Below are 23,157 nucleotides of genomic sequence, written 5' to 3'. Positions count from 1 at the left end.
ATTGTCAAATGAAGCAGCTGTTAAATCAGATCTGAAATTAATTGTTTTTCAATTGGAAAATGAAGAGTATGCAATTGAAGTAGATTATATCCAATCAATTGAGAGAATGCAGCCGGTGACTAGAATTCCACGTACATTTCCTTTCGTTACTGGAGTTATGAACTTACGCGGGGTTATTACACCTATTTTGAACCTTCGTACACGTTTTGGTTTAGAAGAGAAAGAGTATGACGATTCAACTCGTATACTCGTTGTTTCAAAAGATGGCCTTGAAATGGGATTCATTGTCGATGGGGCAAACGATGTAATTGATGTTCCGGTCGAGAAAATTGAACCAAGTCCAGAAGTGGTTGGTGGAGTAGAAACGGATTATTTACGTGGAGTAGTAAAATTGGAAAAAAGACTTTTTACTTTATTAAATTTAGAAAAAGTCATTCAGGTATCTGAAATTTAATTTATAGAATAATGAGGTGATTGATATGGCATCTGTTCTAATTGTTGACGACGCGGCATTTATGCGAATGATGATTAAAGATATACTATCAAAAAATGGGTTTGAAATTGCTGGTGAAGCTGCTAACGGTGCAGAAGCAATCGAAAAGTTTAAGGAAGTAAGTCCAGATCTAGTAACAATGGATATTACTATGCCTGAAATGGATGGAATCCAAGCATTAAAGGAAATTAGAAAGATTGACAGTGGAGCTAAGGTTATTATGTGCTCAGCGATGGGACAACAATCAATGGTTATTGATGCAATCCAGTCAGGTGCAAAGGACTTTATCGTAAAACCTTTCCAAGCTGATCGTGTACTAGAAGCAATTAAAAAAGTATTAGGTTAATGTTTTAACTTAACTTTGAATAACATCAATGAGGTATCCTTGTCAATTATTTGACAGGATGCCTTTTTTTGTCCAACTTAAAAGACATATAGAAGAATGAACAACCGATCTTTATTAACAAAATCAAACTATATAAGAGTTAAATTGTCATGAAATGGGTATAGATTTAAGAAGTGTACCCAGTAACAGTTGAAATGCTAGAGGAAGGCGAGATGCGAGAATTCTGGAGTTCTATTGTTGGCAGGAAGCTATTTGATAGTCTCGAAGCAGTTCAAGATTAGATAGCGGGGCACGACGATGATAACTGGAAAAAAGTAGAGATTATAGGGTTCAAACGGCTCTGTTAAATGAGAGGCGGTGTAATCATAGTGGAATTTCCGGAATTACTCGGAGCGGGCCTTGTTCTACTACTTTTATTTGTAACGGGTTTTCTTGGTGCAAAGTACAAAATTCCAGAAGTGATTATTTATATATTGTTAGGGATCGTTCTAGCAGGATTGTTGTCTGAGTCTCACTTATTACATTTTGCTAGTGAAGTTGGTATTGTTCTTTTGTTTTTCATGCTTGGTATGGAATTTCCGATTAAGGATTTAGTGAATGTCGCCAAACGAGTAACTCCGGCTGGTTCTATCGATGTATTACTAAACTTTGGCGTATCAACGGCTATTTGTTTAGTGATGGGTGTTGATGTGATTCCTTCCTTCATTGTTGGTGGAGTTGTTTATGCAACAAGCTCCTCGATTACAGCTAAATTGCTGGAAAGCTCGAAGCGAATGGAAAACCCCGAATCAGAATTCATTTTAGGATTATTAATCTTTGAAGATCTAGTTGCACCAGTACTAGTGGCTATTCTAGTAGGGGTGACAACAGGAGATCAATTGACATTTGGTTCAATGTTATTATTACTTGGAAAAATAGTTGGATTAACGATCAGTGCTCTTCTTATCGGTCGTTTTCTGTTTGGCAAGTTAGGTATTTTCTTTGATCGTCATATGAATAAGGATGTTTTTATTGTCTTTGTGATTGGACTTGCTTTAGCCTATGGAGGATTCGCTCTATATCTTGACTTATCAGAAGTACTTGGTGCTTTTCTAGCAGGAATTATGATTGCCGAGGTGCGTCGAACTCACCAGCTCGAAGGTCTTATTATTCCGATTCGTGATTTAACACTTCCATTATTTTTTGTCTATTTTGGAACGACAATCTCGTTTGATGAAGGGGTACCAATGATTGGTCTGTTAGTTGCAGTCTTTATCTGGTCAATTATTGCAAAACTAATTGTCGGTATATATGGAGGAAGATTATTTGGTCTTTCTAAGCAGGTTGCTCTCAGAGCAGGGCTTTCGTTAACACAGCGGGGAGAGTTCTCAATTATTTTTGCTGCACTTGCTACGAGCACTGTTAGAGCATTTAGTAGTGTCTTCATTTTAATCTCGGCGATAACGGGCATTATTCTCTTTCAATTTGCCCCTCGACTAACAAAGATGATTTACAGAAGTAAAAAAGCAAGTCAAGCTAAGAAAATGTCATAGACACAATAAGTCGACCTCATGATGGTCGGCTTATTGTCGTGAAACAGGATGTAATATAGTCGTGAACTTGATTTTTTAAATGGGTGTTAAGGATACGCATGCTTCCACTATAACCTCGACAATGGTAAAAATACTCTGTAAATAACCCATCATTCTTCTGCTTTTCTACTTTCATTTGATGGCGAAACATATACTGTTTGATTTCCGACATTTCCTTGCTAATTCGATCAAGTGTCGCACGTGTTAATTCTAAATATGGATCTTGTAGGCGAAGTGAAGCTTTTTCTAGTTGGATCCAGTCAGTTTCGAGTGCTTTTCTTGAAATGGTTAGCAAAATAAATAAACGAATCATACGCTGTTCTTCGGATGTTAGCTTCAACATCATCCACCTCCAAAAGGGAACTTATGTTCTTATTATAGCCTTGGTAGTGATGAAATACAATTATTTATTAATGATTTTTTGTAACTGAAAGGGAATTGTGATAGGGAGAAAGAAAACAATATGTAGACAATCTACATAAATCCTCGCTACTTATTGTTCCGTTTAGATTACTAATGGTATAATATTCGAGTTGTAGAAATGAAATCTACTGAAATTTTCTATTTTGGTTGAAAGAAGAATGGCAGGTGAGTGATTTGAGTTTACTGGAAAAGGACCAGCAAGAAGTACAAAAGCTAGATGAACGTATTCATGTTGTTGGAATTGGTGCCTCTGCCGGAAGTCTTGAAGCATTAGAACATTTATTTGAACATGTTTCAACAGATTCTGGGATGGCTTATGTTGTGGTTCAACATTTATCACCAAAATTTAAGAGCTATATGGATGAACTGCTTGCCAAAAAAACAAAGCTTTCAATACAGCATATAGAAAACGGAACAAAGCTTTCCGCTAATCAAATATATTTAGCTAGGCCGAGAACATTAATTGAACTTGATGGAGAATATTTTAAGGTTAAAGAACTAAAGGAACAAAAATCACTGACATATCCTATTGATCATTTCTTCACCTCACTTGCAAAGGAAAGAAGAGAGAAGAGCATTGCAGTGGTCTTGTCAGGAAAAGGAAATGATGGTTCATTAGGGATTGTTAATGTCTATGAATCTGGTGGCACTGTCATTGCACAGCAAGCTTCCAGTGCTAAATTTGATGAGATGCCTGTCCATGCAATTGAGACAGGGAAGGTTGACTATGTTGATACTCCCAAAAATATGTCTAGTATTTTTGAAAAAGTAAGTCAAGTACAAAAAGAGCAGTTGCACTTTTCAAATGAAGAGGCAACAGATCAAGTCATTGAGCAGATTTGCTCATTTATTCAACGGAAAAGTGGAATAAACTTCACTTCATATAAACGGGCAACAATATTAAGACGAATCGAAAAGCGGATTCAGGTTAACCAATTCCCTTTTTATCGTTTAGAAGATTACAAAGAATATTTAATAGACCATCCAGAAGAAATTGTCAGCCTTCAAAAAGATTTACTTATTAATGTAACAGAATTCTTTCGAGACCAAGCTGCTTTTGAAGTAATTGCAACCCAGGTCATTCCGGCATTAATTAATCAAAAGATTGAACAACGCGAACATGACTTACGAGTTTGGATTGCTGGTTGTTCAACTGGCGAAGAAGCCTATTCAATTGCAATATTAATTCGAGAGTATTTAGACAAAGTGAATGAACATTTTAATGTCAAAATCTTTGCAACAGATTTAGACCGTGATGCGATCGCGACTGCAAGCACCGGAAGCTACGGGGATCAAGCGATTGTAGGAGTTTCTGAAGAAAGAATCATGCGTTTTTTTGATTATGATGGAGCGACCTATCATGTCAAAAAAGAAATTAGGCAGATGATTATTTTCGCTCCCCATAATATTGCAAAGGATTCACCATTTGTTAATGTAGACTTAGTCACATGTAGAAATATGTTAATTTATTTTCAAACCGATTTGCAGCAAAAAGTATTATCAATGTTTCATTTTGCTTTAAGAAAAGATGGATTTATGTTTTTAGGGCCAAGTGAAACAATTGGTAAACTAACAGATTTATTTGAACCCGTGCACCACAAGTGGAAAATTTTCAGATATATTGATTCAACAAAGAGAGATTACAGTAATATGCTACGAGTACAAAAAACAACGAGAACAGAAAAACAAGTGGGAGCGAAGAGTTTTGTCCCATATCAAGAAGCAAATCCTTCGCAAAAACCATTAACTCCGATCTATGAAACAATTCTCGATCAGTTTGCTTCGGCAAGCCTAGTCGTAAATCATGAAAATGAGATCGTATTAACAGGAGGAAATGTCCAAAAGTATGCGAAGCTTCCTATTGGGAATGTCACTTTCAATGTGTTGAAGCTAGTTCCGGTTAACCTATCTATTGCAATTGGCACAGCTTTAAAAAAGGTACGAATAGAGGAAGAAGATGAAGTTAGTTTCGATCATATTCAACTTTCTCCAGATGAAGAAAGTGAATATGTCAGTTTAACCGTCAAACCTTTAACAATAGGAAATGATAAATCAGCTTCGCTATGCGTTATTTTAATCAATGAAGAAAAGCCAGATAGCACGATACAAGCAATCACTGAAGTAAGACAGTATGACCATGATCAGAACATTCACCAGCACATCGTTGATCTGGAGAATGAACTTGCCTATACGAAAGAAACATTACAGACAATGATTGAAGAGCTTGAAACTTCTAATGAGGAATATCAATCAACAAATGAAGAATTGATCGCAGCAAACGAAGAATTACAAAGCTCTAACGAAGAGCTGCAATCAGTTAATGAGGAATTGGTGAACGTAAACGTCGAGCACCAGAACAAAATCAAAGAGCTTACTGATCTGAACAATGATATTGATAACCTATTAATAAGTACAACGATTGCTACAGTCTTTTTAGATGAGCACCTTAATATTAAACGCTTTACACCTGAAGTTACAAAACTAATCAATTTGATAGAGGTTGACATTGGTAGACCTCTTGCTCATTTGTCACATAATCTCGTATACAATCAATTAATACAAGACGCAGAAAATGTGTTAAGTACACACCATAAAAAGGAAAAAACTGTTCAGAGTCAGGATGGTAGATGGTACCGACTTCGCTTGCATCCTTACCGGACAAAGGAAAACTTCATCCGCGGGGTAGTCATTACATTTTTGGATATTACTGAAATGAAAGAATTGAATGAAACGATGAAAATTCAATCATTTGCACTCGAGCAAAGTCCTGCAAGTATTATGATTGTCGATCAAAATGGGATTGTTGATTATGTAAATGAAACGTATGAAAAGAATATGGGACTTAGTCGATTAGATTTAAAAGGGACATCGATCTTTGATATCTATCGAAATGAGCAGACCAAAATTAGTCTTGATGAAAGCTGGAAAGCGACAAAGCAAGGACAAAGATGGGACGGGACTAGCTTATATGTGACTCGAAGTGGTGAGGAACGTTGGGAAGATGTCACATTCATGCCGATTTTGAATGAATCATATCAGATCCAGCAATTCCTGCGTGTCGCAGAGGATATTACGGATAAGCGGAACGCAGAGAATTTATTACGAAAATCAGAAATGCTCTCAGCACTAGGTGAAATGGCAGCGGGAATAGCTCACGAAATTCGTAATCCACTGACGGCTTTAAAAGGATTTTTACAATTAATGCAGGCAGATAGTGCGAGTAATCAACAATATTTAGGAATCATGTCTAATGAATTTAATCGGATTGAATTGATTATTAATGAATTACTTGTTCTTGCAAGACCGCACGCAGTAACATTTGAAGCTGGTAGTGTGACAACGATTTTGAAAGACGTTATTATGCTTCTTGAAACCCAAGCTATTATGAATAATATTCAACTTATTCATTCATTTGAATTAGAATTACCAGATATTGAATGCTGCGATAAAGAACTTAAGCAAGTGTTCATTAATATTGTACGAAATGCGATTGAGGCTATGCCAGATGGAGGAAATATTTATATTTCGGCTGGATTGGTAAATGAGAAAGTCGAATTGACCTTCCGCGATGAAGGAAAGGGAATCCCGAAAGATCGTCTGGAGAAGATTGGTGAACCTTTTTACACAACAAAGGAAAAGGGAACCGGACTCGGAATGATGGTTAGCTATCGTATTGTACAAAGTCATCAAGGGGTAATGAAGTTTGATAGTGAACTTGGGGAAGGAACCACTGTGACAATCCAGCTACCAATTAAGCAGTAGGTTAAGATAGATGGAATTACTAGTTCAACATGCCACAATCAAAGGAGTGTCCAAAAAGGGTAAAATCATACCTTTCGGACACTCCTTTTTATCTTTCTTCGGGTACAACTGCAAGCAGGTAATGAATGATTGCACGAATATTTGTAAGTTCATTTGTGACTAGGTCGAGATAGTCACTTTTCCCTATTTCAATTAATTCTGGACGAAGAACACTTAACAAATCTAAAACCGTTTCGATTTTAGTCGGTATATCAGCTAAGGAGCCGGAGTATTCACTAAGTGACAAACGATTTAGATCACTTACATTAACATTAAGCAACGGCAGTAAATCTTTCCGCATCTGGTTTTCATAATCATGAAAGTCTGCGGAGTGGAGTTGTTCACGTAGCTTATGAAGAATATGGGTTGCTTGTCGATACTCAGTTTCCTTTTCAATACATACAATCTTACCGATGCCATCATCCCATTGGGCGTAGATTTGAAATAAGGTTAATGGATTATGAAACGTGCGTAAATTACATTCAAAAGATTGCATAGCCGTTTTGGAAAGAAGCTGATTCATGACTTTCTTCTTACTACCAGTATCAACGAGAGAAAGGAAATTAAGTACCGAGGCAAATAGGCTAGAAGCATGCTCTGAATGCGAGAGGATATCTAACTGCTGATTTACTTCAAAATAAGGTACTGGCATTCCTGACTTTACATCCATGACTTTCACTCCTTCCTGTTTAATTAGATAGTTGTAATGGCACTTCCTCAAACCAAGCTCTTATTTCTTGTAACGAATGAATAAAATGGACATTGGGCATATTTTCGAAAATAGAGAGCATTGGTCCTAGCCGACTACCGATAATAATATCTGGCCGCTCTTTTAAGCTATTTATTTTGTTTACATACTCCTCCAATTGTGGAAGTTGAGTTGAAAGTGATACAGAGATACCAACAACATGAGGTTTGAAATTCTGAATAGAATAAAGGGCATATTCAAGTGGTAGATTAGGACCTAAGAAACGAACGTCCCAGCCATTTTCTTGAAACAGGGCATTAACCATCTTAATTCCTAAGAAATGCTCTTCACCCTCCACACAAAAAAACATCGCTCTTTTATCGTGATTATTTGTATTAATATGATTAAACGCATAACGACTCAAAATAAAGTCACAGACGCCAGTTGCGATATGTTCATCTGCAACAGTAATTATGTTTTCCTCCCACATGTCTCCAATCGAGTACATCGCCTTCGATAGAAGATGTTCATAGATATAATAACTATTCATACCTTGATTGATATGCTCTTGAACAATTTGCCAGCTTGAGTGAATGTCCCCTTGCAAAAAGGCATGTGCGAGTCTTTTGCTGCTCTCTTCCATTAGGTCAATCTCCTCTCGCGAATAAGTAATAAACGTATTATACATGATAAATAATAGAATGGCGAAATCAATTAATGCTAGAAAAATAGTGTTAAAAACTAAGATGAAATGATCTCATAAACGATCATTTTAAGCTGAATTAGGTACAAACAAGTAACTATACCCTTATGTTGTTCTAGTTAAACGTAAAAAGTAAAAATTAATAGATTTTTTTGAGAAGGAGTTTACAGCGTTTATGCTGAAATAGGAGAGGGTATATAGTCTGTAAGTTAAAGTAGGGAGGTAAAGTACTATGGAAAATCAATTCGCATTGGATAAAAAGGTGATGAAGCAATTACAATTGATTGGAACATTACAGAGACGTTCCAAAAAGACCGTTCATTCTCTCTACGCACAGGCAATTCTAGAGTATTCTCTTTATCATTATAATAAAAACCAACTAGAAGGGTTGATTGATCAAGCCCTCGAAAAAAGAGATAAGGAAGCCTTTTTAACGCATTCTACAAAATATAATGAGTTACTTTACGCACATCGAGAAGGTAAAACAATTCGAGAAGACGGTTTTGAAGTATACCTACCATTTGAATAGTTAAATGAAGTCTAAAAAGGATAGCCTTTTTAGACTTTTTTTCTTGTAAAGGTAGGTAAACCGTTAATCATATTCATGCATAGGTGAAAATACAATATATACAAAGGAAGCTAAGGAAAACGGGCTGCTAAGAATGAGCTCTTTAGAAGCAGTGGCTTCACATGTCTCACGCCTGCTATGAAAAACCAGATCGTGTTCAGGATCTAAAGACATTCCATTGGAGGCACAACTAGAGTGAACAACAGTGACTTTCCTTATCCAACAAATGAGAACTGGCAGAACCTAGTCAATCAAACATTGAGTAAGCAGGAACAAGAAACGGAAATTGAAGATGGAATTAGAATGAAGCTTATGTATCGCAGGGATAGTGAAGATGATTCAATGATCCCATTAACAGAGCCTGGAAGGTACCCTTACGTCAGGGGAACAACCTCTCATTTGAAGCCTTGTTTAATTAGCCAGGAACTCGTAGGACAAGATCCAAGGATGGTAAATGCTAAAGCAAGACTTGGCTTTCTTAGTGGACTCGATGTCTACCATATTTGTTTAGATGAAAGTATAAAAGGAGTTAACCAGGCCAAGAAAAACGAAGGGGTTATCCTTAAAAATGTCAATGATATTGAAACATTACTTAGAGGTATTGACTTCACTAAGCATAGAATTCATCTCGATACAGGGGTTGTGAGCCTGCCAATTCTTGCTGCTCTTAAACTTTTGATTGATGAGGGAGACATTAACTCTTTTAAAGGAATTATTGGTGCCGATCCGCTCCATCAATTTGTTAATAATGGTTTGCTATCTTATGCAAACGAAGATATCTATCTTTACATGGCACAAGCGGTTCAATGGACAAAAAGGTATATGCCTTCGATCAAACCAATTCTAGTCCAGACACATTTCTATCATAATCATGGAGCTTGTCCTTCATCAGAAATAGCGATTGCCCTGTCGACTGGACTTGAGTACGTAAGACAGACGATGCAGCATGGAGTAGCGGCAATCGAAGCTAGTACGGGAATTGCCTTTTCATATTCAATTGGTGACCAGTTTTTTACCGAAATAAGTAAAATCAGAGCATTTCGGGTTCTCTGGGCAGCGATTATGAGGGAAATACAAGCAGGTGAAAAAGCCGAAAAGGCATTTATTCATGCGAAAACATCAGAATTAACAAGAAACAAAACCGATCCTTCTATGAATATTGTTACAGGAGCAACCAGAGCTTTTGCTAGTTTGTTAGCAGGCGTGAATAGTCTACATGTAAGTCCACATACCGACGAGGAACCAACTTCTTTTGCTGAACGAATTGCCCGTAATACGACACTTATCCTTCGAGATGAAGCATCGTTAAGTTTTCCACTTGATAGTATCGGAGGAGCTTGGTATGTCGAACAGTTGACAGAGGAACTAGCAAAGAAAGCGTGGGAGAAATTTCAGAAGATTGAAGCCGCTGGCGGAATGGATCAGGCCATTAAAGAAGGTGTGATTGATAGGTGGCTTACTGGAGTTAATTTACTCAAGCCGTCACTATCAACAAAAAAGAAAAAACAAAAGAAGCATCAGAATGACAAGGTTGATTTATTAATCAAGGAACTTCAAAGACAACTCATTAACAAGGCGTCATTTGTCGAGCTCCATCGTTTTTTGAGTGAGAGAACATCTTCTCCTACTAGTTAAGATGCTATTAATAAGGAGGAAAGATGCTATGGACATAGACTTTTCTAAAATGGAATTTTCTGACCTACAACTAAGCACCCCCCCCTCCAACGAAGCAGAAGCGACGGAGAGGTTTTTTTTTACCGAAAAAGATGTAAAGGAATTAACACACTTAGACTATGTATCGGGAATTCCTCCTTTTCTGCGAGGACCTTATCCAGCGATGTACAAAGCAAGACCATGGACAATAAGGCAGTATTCTGGTTTTTCAACGGCAGAGGAGAGTAATGCATTTTATAAAAAAAATGTCGCAGCAGGACAAAAAGGCTTATCCGTTGCCTTTGATTTAGCAACACATCGTGGATATGACTCAGATCATCCGGATGTAGCAAGTGATGTGGGTAAAGCAGGCGTTGCTATTGATACGGTTGAAGATATGATTCGTTTGTTTCATGGTATTCCTTTAGATCATATGTCTGTATCAATGACGATGAACGGGGCGATTTTGCCAATTATGGCTTTTTATATTGTAGCTGCCGAGGAGCAAGGGGTTTCATTAAAGAAGTTATCTGGAACCATTCAAAATGATATTTTAAAAGAGTATCTAGTTAGGAATACGTATATCTATCCACCTAAGGCTGCATTGAAAATTACATCGGACATACTAAAATATAATTCAGAACAAATTCCTAAGTTTCATAATGTCAGTATATCAGGATATCATATGCAGGAGGCTGGAGCGACGCCTGATCTTGAACTTGCTTATACGCTTTGTAATGGAATTGAATATATCAAAACAGGTCTTGAAGCAGGACTGACGATTGATGAGTTTGCCCCTAGATTATCTTTCTTTTGGGGAATAGGAATGAATCATTTTGAGGAAGTTGCCAAATTACGTGCTGCACGTTTGCTTTGGGCAACATTAATTAAACCCTTTCAGCCGAAAAATGAAACGTCAATGTCTTTGAGAGCCCATTCTCAAACGTCTGGGTGGAGTTTAACTGCTCAGGACCCTTATAATAATCTAATTCGTACGACAATTGAAGCAATTGCTGCAGTGTTAGGACATACGCAATCCCTTCATACCAATGCCTTCGATGAAGCATTAGCTCTCCCTAGTGAATATTCGGCACGACTAGCTAGAGAAACGCAATTGTATGTACAAAAGGAGACAGGTCTTACGAATGTCGTTGATCCTTTAGGAGGATCTTATTATCTTGAGAATTTAACAGCCAAACTTGTAGAGGATGCCTTAGAGCATATTCGTCAAATTGAACAGGTAGGTGGGATGATTCATGCAATTCAACAAGGAATTCCACAAAAGCGGATTGAGGAAGCTTCAGCGAGAAGACAGGCTCGAATTGATTCAAAGCAGGAGACAATCATTGGTGTAACTAACTACCAGCTTGAAAAGGAAATGGAGGTTGACCTGCGTTCTATTTCTGAGGAAGTGCGTAAGCGTCAAATTGCTAGCTTGAACATCGTCAAGAAAAAACGTAACCAAACTGATGTCGAGCATTATTTAAAGGCACTAACTGAATGTGCACAGACTGGCAAGGGGAATTTGCTTGAAATTGCAATCGAAGCCGCTCGTGCCCGTGCGACATTAGGAGAAATCTCGATGGCATATGAGAAGGTTGTTGGAAGGTTTAAGGAGCCGATTACGTATGTAAAGGGAGTGTATAAAGAAGAATTTCAGAGTATGAACGAAGTAGAGAAAATGAAACGTGGAATGGATCAGTTCACTAGGAAGTTGAAAAGAACGCCGTCTATTCTTTTGGCAAAGATGGGGCAGGATGGTCATGACCGAGGTATAAAGGTTCTTGGATCTGCTTTTAATGATTTAGGATTTGACGTTCATATGAGCTCGTTGTTCCAGACACCAAAAGAGATTGCCAACCAAGCTGTGCAAAAGCAAGTTGATATTGTTGGTTTTAGTTCATTAGCTGGAGGACATAAACAATTAACATCACAACTTATGGAAGAAATTCAAAAGATCAAAGAAAATCAACTAATCGTTATTGTTGGTGGAATTATTCCAACGGAGGATATCCCATTTTTAACTGATTTGGGGGTAGCGGCGGTTTTTGGTCCTGGTACGGTTATTCCGGAGGCGGCAAAAGAAATTATGAAAATCCTTTTGGAAAATCATCGATTAGAAAAAGAAACATCGAACAAAGGATAGCAAGGAAAGAGGAAAAACAAGGTAAATGAAAGGTCTATCCCTTTATCTATTCGTTTCAAAATAATAGTAGTATAATTTTTTTCAATAAAGTCTCCCACACTATCTCATTTTCGTATACAATTAAAAGAGTACTTTTATTGTGAAATTATTTCGGAGGTTGATGAAATGAGTGATTGTCAGAGTTGTAGTCAATTTCCTGAACTACAAACGAGTGGATATGTTCTTTTCTATTGTAAAGAGGAACGTCTACGAACAAAGCTAAAGACCAGTGGGTTAAACTTTATAGAGGAAGGAAGCATTTTTAAGCTTCGGTATGCCACGTATGAAGAACTAGACATTCTTCTTGACCATTTAGGTAGAAATATTACTTTATTTGAACAGGAACAAGTTTTTTGTAGTTATATAAGTAATGAATTAGTAAATGATCGTTTTCCGAATATGGTAGCCTTTCCTAAGTTCTATCAACGTTTAACGAATCGTGAGTATGTGACGATTATCAATCAACGGCTATTTACCCAGCATATGCAGCCGATCTTTAATTTAAGAGAAAATAGGGCGTATGGATATGAATTTTTATTAAGACCAGTATCCGAACAGCATGCTTTTTTTCCTGGAGAGCTATTTGCCTTTTCTCAAAAAGCTGGACTTCAGTCTAATTTGGACAGTCAAGCAAGAATCGCTTCAATTGAAGTGAGTTCGAAGCTTCTCTCAAAAGGAATTAAACGATTTATTAACTTCCTACCGTCGTCCATCTATGATCCTACTCATTGTTTAAAGAGTACGTTTAAAGTGGTAGAATCGCATGACGTCGATCCTAATGATCTAGTATTTGAAGTAGTTGAAACAGAAAAGATTGATGATATTAATCATCTCAAAAAGATCTTTCAAACCTATCAAGCTGCTGGAATGAAAGTAGCTCTTGACGATTTGGGTTCGGGTTATTCAACATTGGAAGTGTTAAAAGAATTGAAGCCTAATTTCGCAAAAATCGATCGAGAGTTAATTGATCATTGTGACCAAAGTAGTGAAAAACAACAAAGGATACGAGAAATTGTTGAAGTGGCAGATGCGTTTGGTATGACGCTTTTAGCGGAGGGAATTGAAAGGAAGGAAGAGGTGGATTTTTGTAAAGATATTAATATTCCACTTGTTCAAGGGTATTATTTTGGGAAACCGGATGCTAAGCCGCTAGCAGAACATTCGTTACTAGTTAATTAAAGAAAAAGAAGACTGAGTTAAAAGTATCTCAACCGAAAGAAAACCCGAACAAATCTAGATAGTGTGGCGAACACCGCTCCTGAAATATACTTCGCTTTCCGCGGGAAGCCGGTGAGCATCCTCGTGCTTCGCGAGGTCACTGAAAGTGTTCATTTTTCAGGTAGTGAAAAGTTTGATATCGTCAAACTTTCAACCTGTCGACCAGGTCTTGCGAAGCGAGACGGGCGACAGGTTTTTGGTATTTAAAAAAAGCGGTCGTAAAAAGTCGCTCCGAACAAGCCTAACTCAAACGACGAGGATGAAACTCTATCCTCTTGTCAAAAGGTAGTAGGTGCAGCTGAGGTAACCACGCAGTTTCTTGTTCTAATAGCTGTCAAAGAAATATTGAATCTAATGAAAGAAACTATATAGGTTACGAAAAATCCTCTAGTGCAGGTCTTTTCGGCATGTAAGTTCAGAAACATAGACCTAAAAAACGAAAAAGTGAAAAAATAAAGAAGGAGACAGGAAAAGATCATCCATAATATGGGTCATCTTTTCCTGTCTCCTATTTTCACTCCAAACACCAACTCAAAAAGTGACGTTTATTAGTGGCCTCCTTCACTGTGTGGGATCTCATCCTTCACATTTGCAGAGGCCACTGAAAAAGTCCATTTGAGCAGATTCAAGGGAGTAGCAATGGCTAGACACGTTGTACGGCTGCTATGAGAAACCCAATCATAGCAGGGCTTAAGAGAATGCAACGGTTCGGCTCATTGCTTAAAGGCCACTGAAAACCATTTGGTTTTCAGTGGCCTTTTTTTACTTTGCTTGAGGTTGATACATATTCTTAAGTGGAATTGTATAAATTCTAGATTGATTTGCTTTTGGATCAAAGTGTGCAAGTAGCAGACTTGCTTCATCTTCGTAACCATTTTCAGTCAACTTGAATGATATCTTCTCAATCATTGTATGCTTGTGTAGGTCCTTTTCTTTCAAATTCAATTCAGCGAAATCCTCAGAGACGAGCTCTGGATTTTCGGCAATGAGTGATAAATACATAGCCTGCTCTTGTTTACCTAAGGAGAAAGGCCACCACGTTTTACGTGGTTTCAGCTTTTGATTATCAAAAAAGTCAATCATCATAATACCTTCAATTGTAGAAAGAGAAGTTCTGGTTCCGTTTGATTTTAAAAATTGATGTAGCCTAGTAAATAAGTCTTCAAGTTGATGACCTATTCTTGACCAGCCTTGCTGATCCCAATAATCACCAAATAATTGAAAGAAATCAAATGCTGAGTCGAACTCATACTTGACGAGATATTCAACTGTACGATTCATACGATGATCATTCCAATATTTCTCCAATACATCTTCGACTCTTTTCATACGAATAATCTCATCAAAGGTAAGGACATTATTTTCAAGAATCTCGTATGGAGAGTGATCCATATAGACATAGTCATGATCAGAGGCACGTAGACGTAGGCCTGTCCCACGAAGCATCTTTAAAAAGCCAAGTTGCATTTCCTCAGGTCTCAAGGCAAATACGTCATTGAATGTTTTTCGGAAAGATTGGTAATCTTCTTCCGGCAAACCAGCAATCAAGTCTAAATGTTGATCAATTTTTCCGCCCTCTTTAACCATCGTAACAGTTCGTGTTAATTTCTCGAAATTCTGGCGTCTTTGGACAAGTTCATTTGTTGCATCATTTGTTGATTGAACGCCAATCTCAAATCGAAAGATCCCCTTTGGAGCATGATCATTCAAATATTGCAGAACCTCTGGCCGCATAATGTCAGCCGTAATCTCAAATTGAAACACACATTGTTGATGATTCTCAATTAAGAATTTAAATATCTCAAGAGCGTAATCACGTTTAATATTAAATGTTCGATCAACGAATTTAATTAGCTTTGCTCCGCTCTCAATTAGATAGAGAAGATCTGCTTTTACTTGCTCAATATTAATGTAGCGTACCCCAACTTCTATTGATGAAAGACAGAACTGACAACTGTAAGGGCAACCACGACTTGTTTCAAAATAGGTTACTCGTTTTGATAAACCATCAATATCCTCTGGAAAACGGTAAGGAGAAATAAGCTCATCTAGCTTTAGCTTTGGACGTGGGGCAGTAATAATAATTTCGTCCTCTTTACGATAAGCAAGTCCAAACACCATATGGTATTTTTGAGTTGTTGAAATCTCTTCAAGCAAATGTTTAAAGGTTTCTTCACCTTCACCGATGACGATGAAATCAACATTTGGTAACTGCTCAAGCCATTCTCTTGAGTCATATGAAACCTCAGGGCCACCGATCACAATTTTAGTTTTAGGTAGAACTTTTTTAAGCATGTTAATTACTTTAGTTGTTTCTTCGATATTCCAAATATAACAGCTGAAACCAATCACATCGGGTTTGCGCTCATATAGGTCGGAAACGATATTCATGACTGGATCCTTAATTGTATATTCAACCATTTCAACTGGAAATTCCGGTTCAGCGTAAGCTTTCAAACAGCGAAGGGCAAGACAGGTGTGAATGTATTTAGCATTTAGCGTCGTAACGACGGTTTTCATTACATAATCCCTCAATTCTATTCATTTGTACCGAATGATCATACCATAGATAGAAGAACAAGAAAAATAGTAGAAAAAAGGAAGAGTCTCTCAATAGTGATTAGCGGGATATTTTTTTAGGAGGGCTATTAACTATTATATTAAAACTGAAACCAAAGATCTGTGGAGCTGACCGTTCGACTTTAGATTGAAAAAACATAAAAAAGGTAAAAGAAAAGGCCACTGAAGTAGGCATAAACCAGACCTTTTCAGTGACCTTTGTTAGGTTATTCTTTCTTTTCGTAGTTATCTGGTGAGTCAGCAACGATTGGCTGACTTGTATCAATATGACCAAAAAATTGTGGTCTTACCTCACCGTCAATAAGAAGCTGTGTTTTTGGGTAGCCGAATTGCTCCATGATTAGGGCAACTTGCTGGAGTAGCATTTCTTCTGTACCAGATCCTACTTGAGCTTCTAGTATATTTTCAGAAAATGAGACATGTGCGGTGCCATCAATAATCTCAACACTTTGAATTGTCGTGTCTTCTGGAACAAGTGATACTAATCCTTCTTCCGTTGGCCCTGCAATCCATAGTTCTAACGCTTCTTGCAATGGTTGTTCTGCGTCAGATTCAACAGAACGTTCAACGAAATACATATCCATTACTTGATCATCAGAGAAAAATAAATGTATTGTTTGTGACTCAGGCTCTTCAACAGCAGATCCTTCTGTATTCAACTCTTCTTCTGAGGACTCTTCGGCAGGCACTTCATTTTCATTTCCTTCAACTTCGCTTTGCTCTGATGTTACATCCTCAGTATCATTTCCACTTATAAGTGGTTCTTCTTGCTCGACTTGACTCTCACCTTGACCACACGCCGTGAGGAAAAGTAAGAATAGAGTTAATAGAGAGATAGATAGTCGTTTTTTCATAGTGATTCCTCCTCCTTCTTATAAATTCTACATGAAAACCATAGAAAGTCATAGAGTAATTTTTAAGATGAGAGAGCACTCTCTTCCTTCTTTGATTGAACAAAGGCCATCTGACGCCATTTTCCGCCTTTCCACCTCATTAGCATGAGGAATCCTCGCAACCATTCATCAGCAATCATCCCCATCCAGATCCCAACAAGTCCCCATTCAAGGTAAATACCAAAGAAATAGGCAACTGGGATACTTATTCCCCACATTGACAGGACTGCGAGATAGACAGGGTATTTTACATCGCCCGCTGCTCGTAGGCAATTAATGACGACGAGATTAAAGGAACGACCTGGCTCTAAAATGATATTTAATAAAATAAGCAGGCTTCCTAATGCAACAATTTCCTTGTCATCAGTAAAAATATGCAAAATGGGATTGCTGACTAGATAAAAAATACCTGATAGAAGAATAGAAACGACAATAGCCATTTTTAAACTTCGAATGCATCTTTTATAGGCTGCTTCAATTTGCTGTGCTCCAATTTGATAGCCTACGATAATTTGTGTGCCCTGTCCGATTGCAATCCCAAAAAGAAGGGCAAACATAATAATGTTTTGTGCATAGACCTTGGTCGTTAATGCCTCAGCACCAATTTTAAGTATGAAATAGGTGATAATAAGTTGTGAACCATTATAGAAAAGTTGTTCACCAGCAGAAGGGATTCCTATTTTTAACAAATCACGTAATTGTCTTTTGGGAAACCGCTTAAACAAAAATGAAAATGGCAGATTGTTTTTAATCCTTTTGTGTAGAATAAAACAAATCACAAGTAGACCAATGATTCGACTTACTACTGTAGAAATGGCAACACCTGTCACTCCTAAAACAGGAAAGCCCAAAGCACCAAAAATAAATAAATAGTTTCCAAGTATATTTAATATATTCATCCCAATGGTGATGTACATGACATCTTTTGTAAACTGATAGCTTCTTAATATCGCACCGATGGTCATAAAAACAGATTGGAGAAAAGAGAATCCACCAACAATCATCAAATACATACTGGCTTGAGGAAGAAGAGCTTCAGGTAATCCCATTGCGAGTAATACTTTTGGTCCAGCGAAAATAAGAAAGATTCCTAATAGGATTCCTAAAACGAGATTTGCGGCAATTGATACAACGGCCACCTTGCCAGATTCTATTTCTTGATCTGCCCCTAGAAATTGAGCAACGAGAACGCTAGTACCGGTCGCGATAAAACCAAACATGACGATAACAAACATTAAGATTTGATTAGCTACGCCAACAGCTGCTACGGCATCATCGGAGTACTGACTGAGCATTAATGTATCAGCATTCCCCATGATCATATGCAACATGATTTCTATAAATATTGGCCAAGTTAAGGCAAAGAGAGAAAGATTTCTAATGTTTTTTTTTGTAGAGGACATATCTACACCCCAATTCTTTGAAATACTATGAAATTATACTTCAGAAAGGATCTCTTGTGTGTAGAAATCTCTTTAACAAAATATAGGGATTGTTCAATTAAGTTAAGATTCCTATGGATGAAAATGGTATAATACTCGTATAATTTACTTAAGGAGGGGAGAGTCTAAATGTTAAAAAGTCGTTGGTTTAGAATATTACTCGGGCTTATTATGGTTTTTCTAGTTATTTACCTAGGTACTCTCATTGATTGGGTATTCATGCCTATTGTTGTTTTTGTGCAGACCTTATTTGCACCGATCATTTTAGCGGGAGTATTATTTTATTTATTACGTCCTTTTGTTAATTTATTATCAAGATGGATTCCAAGAGGCTTATCGATTCTAATTCTCTATTTAGGAGCGATTGCCCTAATTACAATTCTTATCTTTTTGATCGGTCCTGAGCTTCAAAAGCAATTTAACAGTCTGGTTCGTAACATGCCTTATTTTATAAGAGAAATTCAATCGATGTTTTTAGAGTTGCAAGAAAATGAATACATATCAAGATTCCAACAAGGAGAAACGTTTTCAATTGAACGGATCACGACCGATTTTGCTGAATACTTGAATGAAATTGCCTCAACAATTGGTTCAAATATTGCGAGTTTCTTAGGTTTTATTGCGAATGTGATCATTATCTTAGTAATTATACCTTTCATTCTTTTTTACATGCTAAAAGAAGGGGAAAAAGCACCGAAACAAGTGTTACGATTGCTACCGAATAAGCAAAGACATGAAGGAGAACGTATCTTAAAAGATATGGACAATGCACTTAGTTCATATATACAAGGACAAATCATTGTAAGTGTTTGTGTCGGTATATTAATGTATATCGCGTATCGAATTATAGGGATCGAATATGCACTTGTGCTTGCTCTAGTGGCTATGTTTACAAATGTTATTCCATTTGTCGGTCCGTGGATTGGAACATTCCCAGGGTTAATTGTCGGATTACTTGACTCGCCGCTAATGGCCTTATTCGTCATTATTGCCGTTCTGATCGTTCAACAGATTGAAAGTAACTTAATTTCACCACAGGTGATGGGACGGAAACTAGATATACATCCTTTAACAATTATTTTGTTATTGTTAGTTGCAGGGCAATTTGCAGGGGTGCTGGGATTATTATTAGCTGTTCCTACATATGCAGTAGGAAAAGTCATTGTTTCTCATTCCTATAGACTATGGGGGTTACGTAGCAAACCAGTTGATTGACATGAACCGAATAAGTTTGTATGTTAATTTAGAAAGAGGTGAACGATTTGACTTTTGAACAAGATGGTATTAAGCAAGTTGAAGTGGACGAATTAAAGGCATTGTTGGAGAAGAAATCGGACATTGTTTTTATCGATGTACGTGAACTTGATGAATATGATCAAGGTCATATTCCTGGTATCCCTTTGATTCCGATGAATACAATTCCGCAGTTTGCAAATGAAATGGATAAAGAACAAACATATCTTTTTATTTGTCGAAGTGGAGGACGCAGTCAAAATGTTTCTTTATATATGAAGGAACAAGGTTTCCAACATGTAATGAACTATTCTGGTGGTATGCTTGCTTGGACGGGGGATGTGCAGACAGGACCCGAATGGATTGTCAAGGATAGCAAAGAATTGAAGCAAAAATAATGAATAAGAGGATGTTTGCAAATGGTCAACGACCGTCCCGCAAACATCCTCTTCTTTTTTAAAGATGATCTGTTTTCTTAGAGTAGGTGTGCTTCCCGTGACGAGCGTTGTCTAAAGCTTGCTCATTTTTTTGATGGTTTAAAGCATTATTATCCTTTTTCTTCTTGTTGTTATCACCAGTGCGAGACATACAATCACCTCTTTCATTTAAGTCTTATTTTAGAGTATCCTTTTTCATCAAATCCTATAAATGTTTAGAAAAACAGCTTGTGGGAATAGATAAGTAAGTATTAAATGAAGGGGAGATAATCATGAAAATGAAAAAGACGTTAGTATTTGTCGCAAGTGCAGCAGGAACAACGACTTTATTATTACGAAATGAAGAGCTCCGTCAATCGCTTCGCAACAAATATAGACAGGTAAGAAGTTATTTGAGCCATACACCTGTAAAGGATAAAGTGGAAAAGAAATCGATAGGACATTCTAGACCATATGATTATGCAGATAATAAAATGGTTAGTGAAGGTGCCTTAACGAGTGTTGAATATTATAACAAAGCACAACAAGAGAGTCGCTAATGCGACTCTTTTGTTGTGCTTTGAGTTTTTATATGGAAAATGGAAATGCTATAATAAGGAAAAAGATTAGTGATGAGGTGTTTAAATGATTTTAATAACAAATGAATCAATAGGTGGCGTTCCTTCGTTACATGTAGTAAAGGGAGGAAGTGAGGATAAGGAGCTTTCAACGATTTTCTTTTTTCACGGCTATACAAGTGCAAAGGAACATAATCTACATATTGCTTACTTGTTGGCAGAAAAAGGATTCCGCGTCATCCTACCAGATGCTCTACACCACGGGGAAAGACAAAATGATCAGAATGACCGTGATCTGAAATTCTGGGAAATTGTAATTAATTCAATTAAAGAACTTGAAGGTATGAAAGAAGAGTTAAAAAGAAGAGGACTTATTGATGATCAAATTGGTGTTATCGGTACATCGATGGGAGCCATAACGATGTACGGTGCCCTAGCGACATACGATTGGATTAAAACAGCCGTGTCCTTTATGGGAACAGCGTATTACCAAGCATTTATGAATGCTCAGCTTTCGATTGTTGAAAATAGGGGATTAGATGTCGAGTCAATGAAGAACCATGTTCTTAGTCAAATTAAACCATTTGATTTATCGGAACAATTTGACAAGCTCGATGGAAGACCGCTCCTGATATGGCATGGAAAAGAGGATCAGGTTGTACCATATCCATTTTCGGAGAAGTTATATCAAGAACTCGAAAGCAGATATCAAGATCATCCACAGCACTTGAAATTCCTGTCAGAGGAGCGAACTGCTCACAAAGTCTCAAGAAAAGCTGTTCTATCGTCAATAGAGTGGTTTGAACGTCATTTATCCAACGATGAGGTTTCCTAAATGGAGTTAAGAAAAGAAGCTGAAAAAGTAATTATTAATATTGCTGGTGCATTTATTATTGCAGCAGCATTGAACTTTTTTCTAATACCAGCTAATGTATTTGCTAGTGGATTTACAGGGATATCACAATTACTAGCTACAGTCTTACCGATTTCAACAGGGATTATCTTATTGCTACTGAATATTCCAGTCACGATTCTTGGCTGGATGAAAATCGGGAAAAGCTTTACTATTTACAGTTTTTTAAATGTTGTCCTAACAACATTCTTTCTAGAGGCTCTTCCAGTTTGGCAATTCTCTCCTGATATTTTGTTGAATGCGGTTTTTGGTGGTGTGCTACTTGCCGTTGGTGCTGGACTAACCTTGAAATGGGGGGCTTCTTCAGGTGGACTTGATATTGTTGCACTAGTGCTTTCGAGATTTAGTGATCGTCCAGTTGGAATATATTTCTTCGCACTTAACAGTATAATTGTGATAACATCAGGATGGTTATTTGATCCTGAGAAGGCACTTTACACACTTGTCACCTTGTATGTTTCCTCACGCGTCATTGATGCGATTTATACGCGACATGTGAAGTTAACCGCAATGATTGTCACGAAACAATCGGAATTACTCATAAAGGCCATTTACGAGCGTATAACAAGGGGTGTTACACGAATCCCGGCTAAAGGTGGATATTCAGCAGACGATAAGGAAATTTTGATGATCGTTATCACACGTTATGAATTATATGAGCTAAAGCAGATAATAAAGGAAATTGATCCTGAGGCATTTACAAATATCATTGAAACGGCAGGGATTTTTGGGTTATTTCGCAAAGAATGAAAGGGTGAACCTAATTGAAAAAACAGTATTTGTTTATAATACTAGCTCTGCTCATGCTATTATCGGCATGTGGTAAAAGTGTAAATGCACCTGTTATAGAAGAAGTGGATGAGGAGGAAAATGAATTGAAAGACTGGGGCTTTGAGGTAACGACAGAACAGGACGAGTCAGCTTTACATGTGAAAATGACCGTAACCAATAATCTTGAAGAAAAGCAGTCCATTGATTTCTCTTCAGGACAAAAGTATGAAGTAGTGTTGCGTTCAAATGGAGAAGAAGTATATCGTTATTCGGATGGTAAAATGTTCACAATGGCGATTATCACTGAAGGCTTCGAGCCAGGTGAATCTAAAACGTACGAACAATTGATTCCTCTTGATGGTACTTTGGCAGGGGAGTACGAACTTACGGCTGAGCTTGTTGTTGCTGCAGTGAATGGTGAGAGTGTTGCTGATAGTATTTTCAAACAAGTGACGATGGTTGAAGTGAAATAATGTAACAAAAGAGGTGTAACGAAAAGTAATTCGTTACACCTCTTCTTATTTAGCTATTAACATTTGTGCTTCTTTTTGAATTGCTTTTTTCAGTAAATGATACGGTTCTTCAGTTGTAGGTGGTAGTTGTTGTGGTCTCTCATTATGATTATTTTCGTGACGGTCTCCATACCAAAAGGAGTGAAAAGGTTCTTCTAGCTTCTTCATAA

Annotated in this window: 22 protein-coding genes; 14 read left to right on the top strand and 8 right to left on the bottom strand. The window is 37.3% G+C overall.

Going from position 1 to position 23,157, the window contains the following annotated elements; translation table 11 throughout:
- Position 1: 1 nt before the first annotated feature.
- The 3 genes from J7W16_RS00570 to J7W16_RS00560 all read left to right on the top strand — a co-directional run bounded on the left by J7W16_RS00570 (position 2) and on the right by J7W16_RS00560 (position 2,371).
- A complete protein-coding gene (locus J7W16_RS00570) occupies positions 2-454 on the top strand; it encodes a chemotaxis protein CheW (RefSeq protein ID WP_210594988.1) in 453 nt (150 codons plus the stop codon).
- 25 nt (positions 455-479) lie between these two features.
- Complete coding sequence (locus J7W16_RS00565) at positions 480-839, top strand: response regulator (RefSeq protein WP_210594987.1); 360 nt, start codon at positions 480-482, stop codon at positions 837-839.
- A 368-nt stretch (positions 840-1,207) separates the two neighbouring features.
- Complete coding sequence (locus J7W16_RS00560; protein ID WP_210594986.1) at positions 1,208-2,371, top strand: cation:proton antiporter; 1,164 nt, start codon at positions 1,208-1,210, stop codon at positions 2,369-2,371.
- A gap of 16 nt (positions 2,372-2,387) precedes the next feature.
- Here the strand turns inward: J7W16_RS00560 and J7W16_RS00555 are convergent, their stop codons facing one another.
- The gene (locus tag J7W16_RS00555; RefSeq protein WP_210594985.1) at positions 2,388-2,753 is read right to left on the bottom strand and encodes a YhjD family protein; all 366 of its coding nucleotides are present in this window, start codon (positions 2,751-2,753) and stop codon (positions 2,388-2,390) included.
- A 254-nt stretch (positions 2,754-3,007) separates the two neighbouring features.
- Between J7W16_RS00555 and J7W16_RS00550 the strand changes: the two genes are divergently transcribed.
- Positions 3,008-6,595 carry a CheR family methyltransferase gene (locus J7W16_RS00550; protein WP_210594984.1) on the top strand — a complete coding sequence of 1,196 codons (3,588 nt, stop codon included), beginning with the start codon at positions 3,008-3,010 and terminating at the stop codon, positions 6,593-6,595.
- Positions 6,596-6,683: 88 nt separating this feature from the next.
- Here the strand turns inward: J7W16_RS00550 and J7W16_RS00545 are convergent, their stop codons facing one another.
- Positions 6,684-7,304 (bottom strand): hypothetical protein, encoded by a 621-nt coding sequence (locus J7W16_RS00545; RefSeq protein WP_210594983.1) that lies wholly within the window; start codon positions 7,302-7,304, stop codon positions 6,684-6,686.
- A 19-nt stretch (positions 7,305-7,323) separates the two neighbouring features.
- A complete protein-coding gene (locus tag J7W16_RS00540; protein WP_210594982.1) occupies positions 7,324-7,965 on the bottom strand; it encodes a cobalamin B12-binding domain-containing protein in 642 nt (213 codons plus the stop codon).
- A 292-nt stretch (positions 7,966-8,257) separates the two neighbouring features.
- Here J7W16_RS00540 and J7W16_RS00535 point away from each other — a divergent pair, with 292 nt between their 5' ends.
- The 4 genes from J7W16_RS00535 to J7W16_RS00520 all read left to right on the top strand — a co-directional run bounded on the left by J7W16_RS00535 (position 8,258) and on the right by J7W16_RS00520 (position 13,610).
- The gene (locus J7W16_RS00535) at positions 8,258-8,554 is read left to right on the top strand and encodes an IDEAL domain-containing protein (protein WP_210594981.1); all 297 of its coding nucleotides are present in this window, start codon (positions 8,258-8,260) and stop codon (positions 8,552-8,554) included.
- A 234-nt stretch (positions 8,555-8,788) separates the two neighbouring features.
- The gene (locus J7W16_RS00530; protein WP_210594980.1) at positions 8,789-10,228 is read left to right on the top strand and encodes a methylmalonyl-CoA mutase family protein; all 1,440 of its coding nucleotides are present in this window, start codon (positions 8,789-8,791) and stop codon (positions 10,226-10,228) included.
- Positions 10,229-10,256: 28 nt separating this feature from the next.
- The gene (scpA, locus tag J7W16_RS00525) at positions 10,257-12,392 is read left to right on the top strand and encodes a methylmalonyl-CoA mutase (protein ID WP_246879781.1); all 2,136 of its coding nucleotides are present in this window, start codon (positions 10,257-10,259) and stop codon (positions 12,390-12,392) included.
- A gap of 165 nt (positions 12,393-12,557) precedes the next feature.
- Positions 12,558-13,610, top strand: a complete 1,053-nt coding sequence (locus J7W16_RS00520) for an EAL domain-containing protein (protein WP_210594978.1) — start codon at positions 12,558-12,560, stop codon at positions 13,608-13,610.
- Between the two features lie 801 nt (positions 13,611-14,411).
- Here J7W16_RS00520 and J7W16_RS00515 read toward each other — a convergent pair.
- The 3 genes from J7W16_RS00515 to J7W16_RS00505 all read right to left on the bottom strand — a co-directional run bounded on the left by J7W16_RS00515 (position 14,412) and on the right by J7W16_RS00505 (position 18,525).
- Positions 14,412-16,169: a B12-binding domain-containing radical SAM protein gene (locus tag J7W16_RS00515; protein WP_210594977.1), complete on the bottom strand. Its 1,758-nt coding sequence runs from the start codon at positions 16,167-16,169 to the stop codon at positions 14,412-14,414.
- A 266-nt stretch (positions 16,170-16,435) separates the two neighbouring features.
- The gene (locus tag J7W16_RS00510) at positions 16,436-17,083 is read right to left on the bottom strand and encodes a GerMN domain-containing protein (RefSeq protein WP_210594976.1); all 648 of its coding nucleotides are present in this window, start codon (positions 17,081-17,083) and stop codon (positions 16,436-16,438) included.
- A gap of 62 nt (positions 17,084-17,145) precedes the next feature.
- Positions 17,146-18,525 carry an MATE family efflux transporter gene (locus J7W16_RS00505; protein WP_210594975.1) on the bottom strand — a complete coding sequence of 460 codons (1,380 nt, stop codon included), beginning with the start codon at positions 18,523-18,525 and terminating at the stop codon, positions 17,146-17,148.
- Positions 18,526-18,693: 168 nt separating this feature from the next.
- Between J7W16_RS00505 and J7W16_RS00500 the strand changes: the two genes are divergently transcribed.
- Both J7W16_RS00500 and J7W16_RS00495 read left to right on the top strand, forming a co-directional pair.
- Positions 18,694-19,779, top strand: coding sequence for an AI-2E family transporter (locus J7W16_RS00500; RefSeq protein WP_210594974.1), 1,086 nt, complete (start codon positions 18,694-18,696; stop codon positions 19,777-19,779).
- 38 nt (positions 19,780-19,817) lie between these two features.
- Complete coding sequence (locus J7W16_RS00495) at positions 19,818-20,195, top strand: rhodanese-like domain-containing protein (RefSeq protein WP_346726884.1); 378 nt, start codon at positions 19,818-19,820, stop codon at positions 20,193-20,195.
- Positions 20,196-20,253: 58 nt separating this feature from the next.
- On the opposite strand, the gene J7W16_RS00490 is transcribed toward J7W16_RS00495, so the two are convergent.
- Positions 20,254-20,385 (bottom strand): DUF3941 domain-containing protein, encoded by a 132-nt coding sequence (locus tag J7W16_RS00490; protein WP_210594972.1) that lies wholly within the window; start codon positions 20,383-20,385, stop codon positions 20,254-20,256.
- A gap of 121 nt (positions 20,386-20,506) precedes the next feature.
- On the opposite strand from J7W16_RS00490, the gene J7W16_RS00485 reads away from it, so the two are divergent.
- From J7W16_RS00485 to J7W16_RS00470, 4 genes are all read left to right on the top strand, one after another.
- Positions 20,507-20,773, top strand: a complete 267-nt coding sequence (locus J7W16_RS00485) for a hypothetical protein (RefSeq protein WP_210594971.1) — start codon at positions 20,507-20,509, stop codon at positions 20,771-20,773.
- Between the two features lie 85 nt (positions 20,774-20,858).
- Positions 20,859-21,626 carry an esterase gene (gene yjfP / locus J7W16_RS00480; protein WP_210594970.1) on the top strand — a complete coding sequence of 256 codons (768 nt, stop codon included), beginning with the start codon at positions 20,859-20,861 and terminating at the stop codon, positions 21,624-21,626.
- Positions 21,627-22,454 carry a YitT family protein gene (locus J7W16_RS00475; RefSeq protein WP_210594969.1) on the top strand — a complete coding sequence of 276 codons (828 nt, stop codon included), beginning with the start codon at positions 21,627-21,629 and terminating at the stop codon, positions 22,452-22,454.
- A 14-nt stretch (positions 22,455-22,468) separates the two neighbouring features.
- On the top strand, positions 22,469-22,948 hold the full coding sequence (locus tag J7W16_RS00470; RefSeq protein ID WP_210594968.1) for a BsuPI-related putative proteinase inhibitor: 480 nt from the start codon (positions 22,469-22,471) through the stop codon (positions 22,946-22,948).
- Between the two features lie 45 nt (positions 22,949-22,993).
- Here J7W16_RS00470 and J7W16_RS00465 read toward each other — a convergent pair whose 3' ends face one another.
- Positions 22,994-23,155, bottom strand: a complete 162-nt coding sequence (locus J7W16_RS00465; RefSeq protein ID WP_210594967.1) for a hypothetical protein — start codon at positions 23,153-23,155, stop codon at positions 22,994-22,996.
- Between the last annotated feature and the right edge of the window lie 2 nt (positions 23,156-23,157).

The sequence above is a fragment of the Halalkalibacter suaedae genome, assembly GCF_017939705.1.
GTDB lineage: Bacteria > Bacillota > Bacilli > Bacillales > Bacillaceae_D > Halalkalibacter > Halalkalibacter suaedae.
This window is presented reverse-complemented; position numbering and strand designations above follow the sequence as displayed.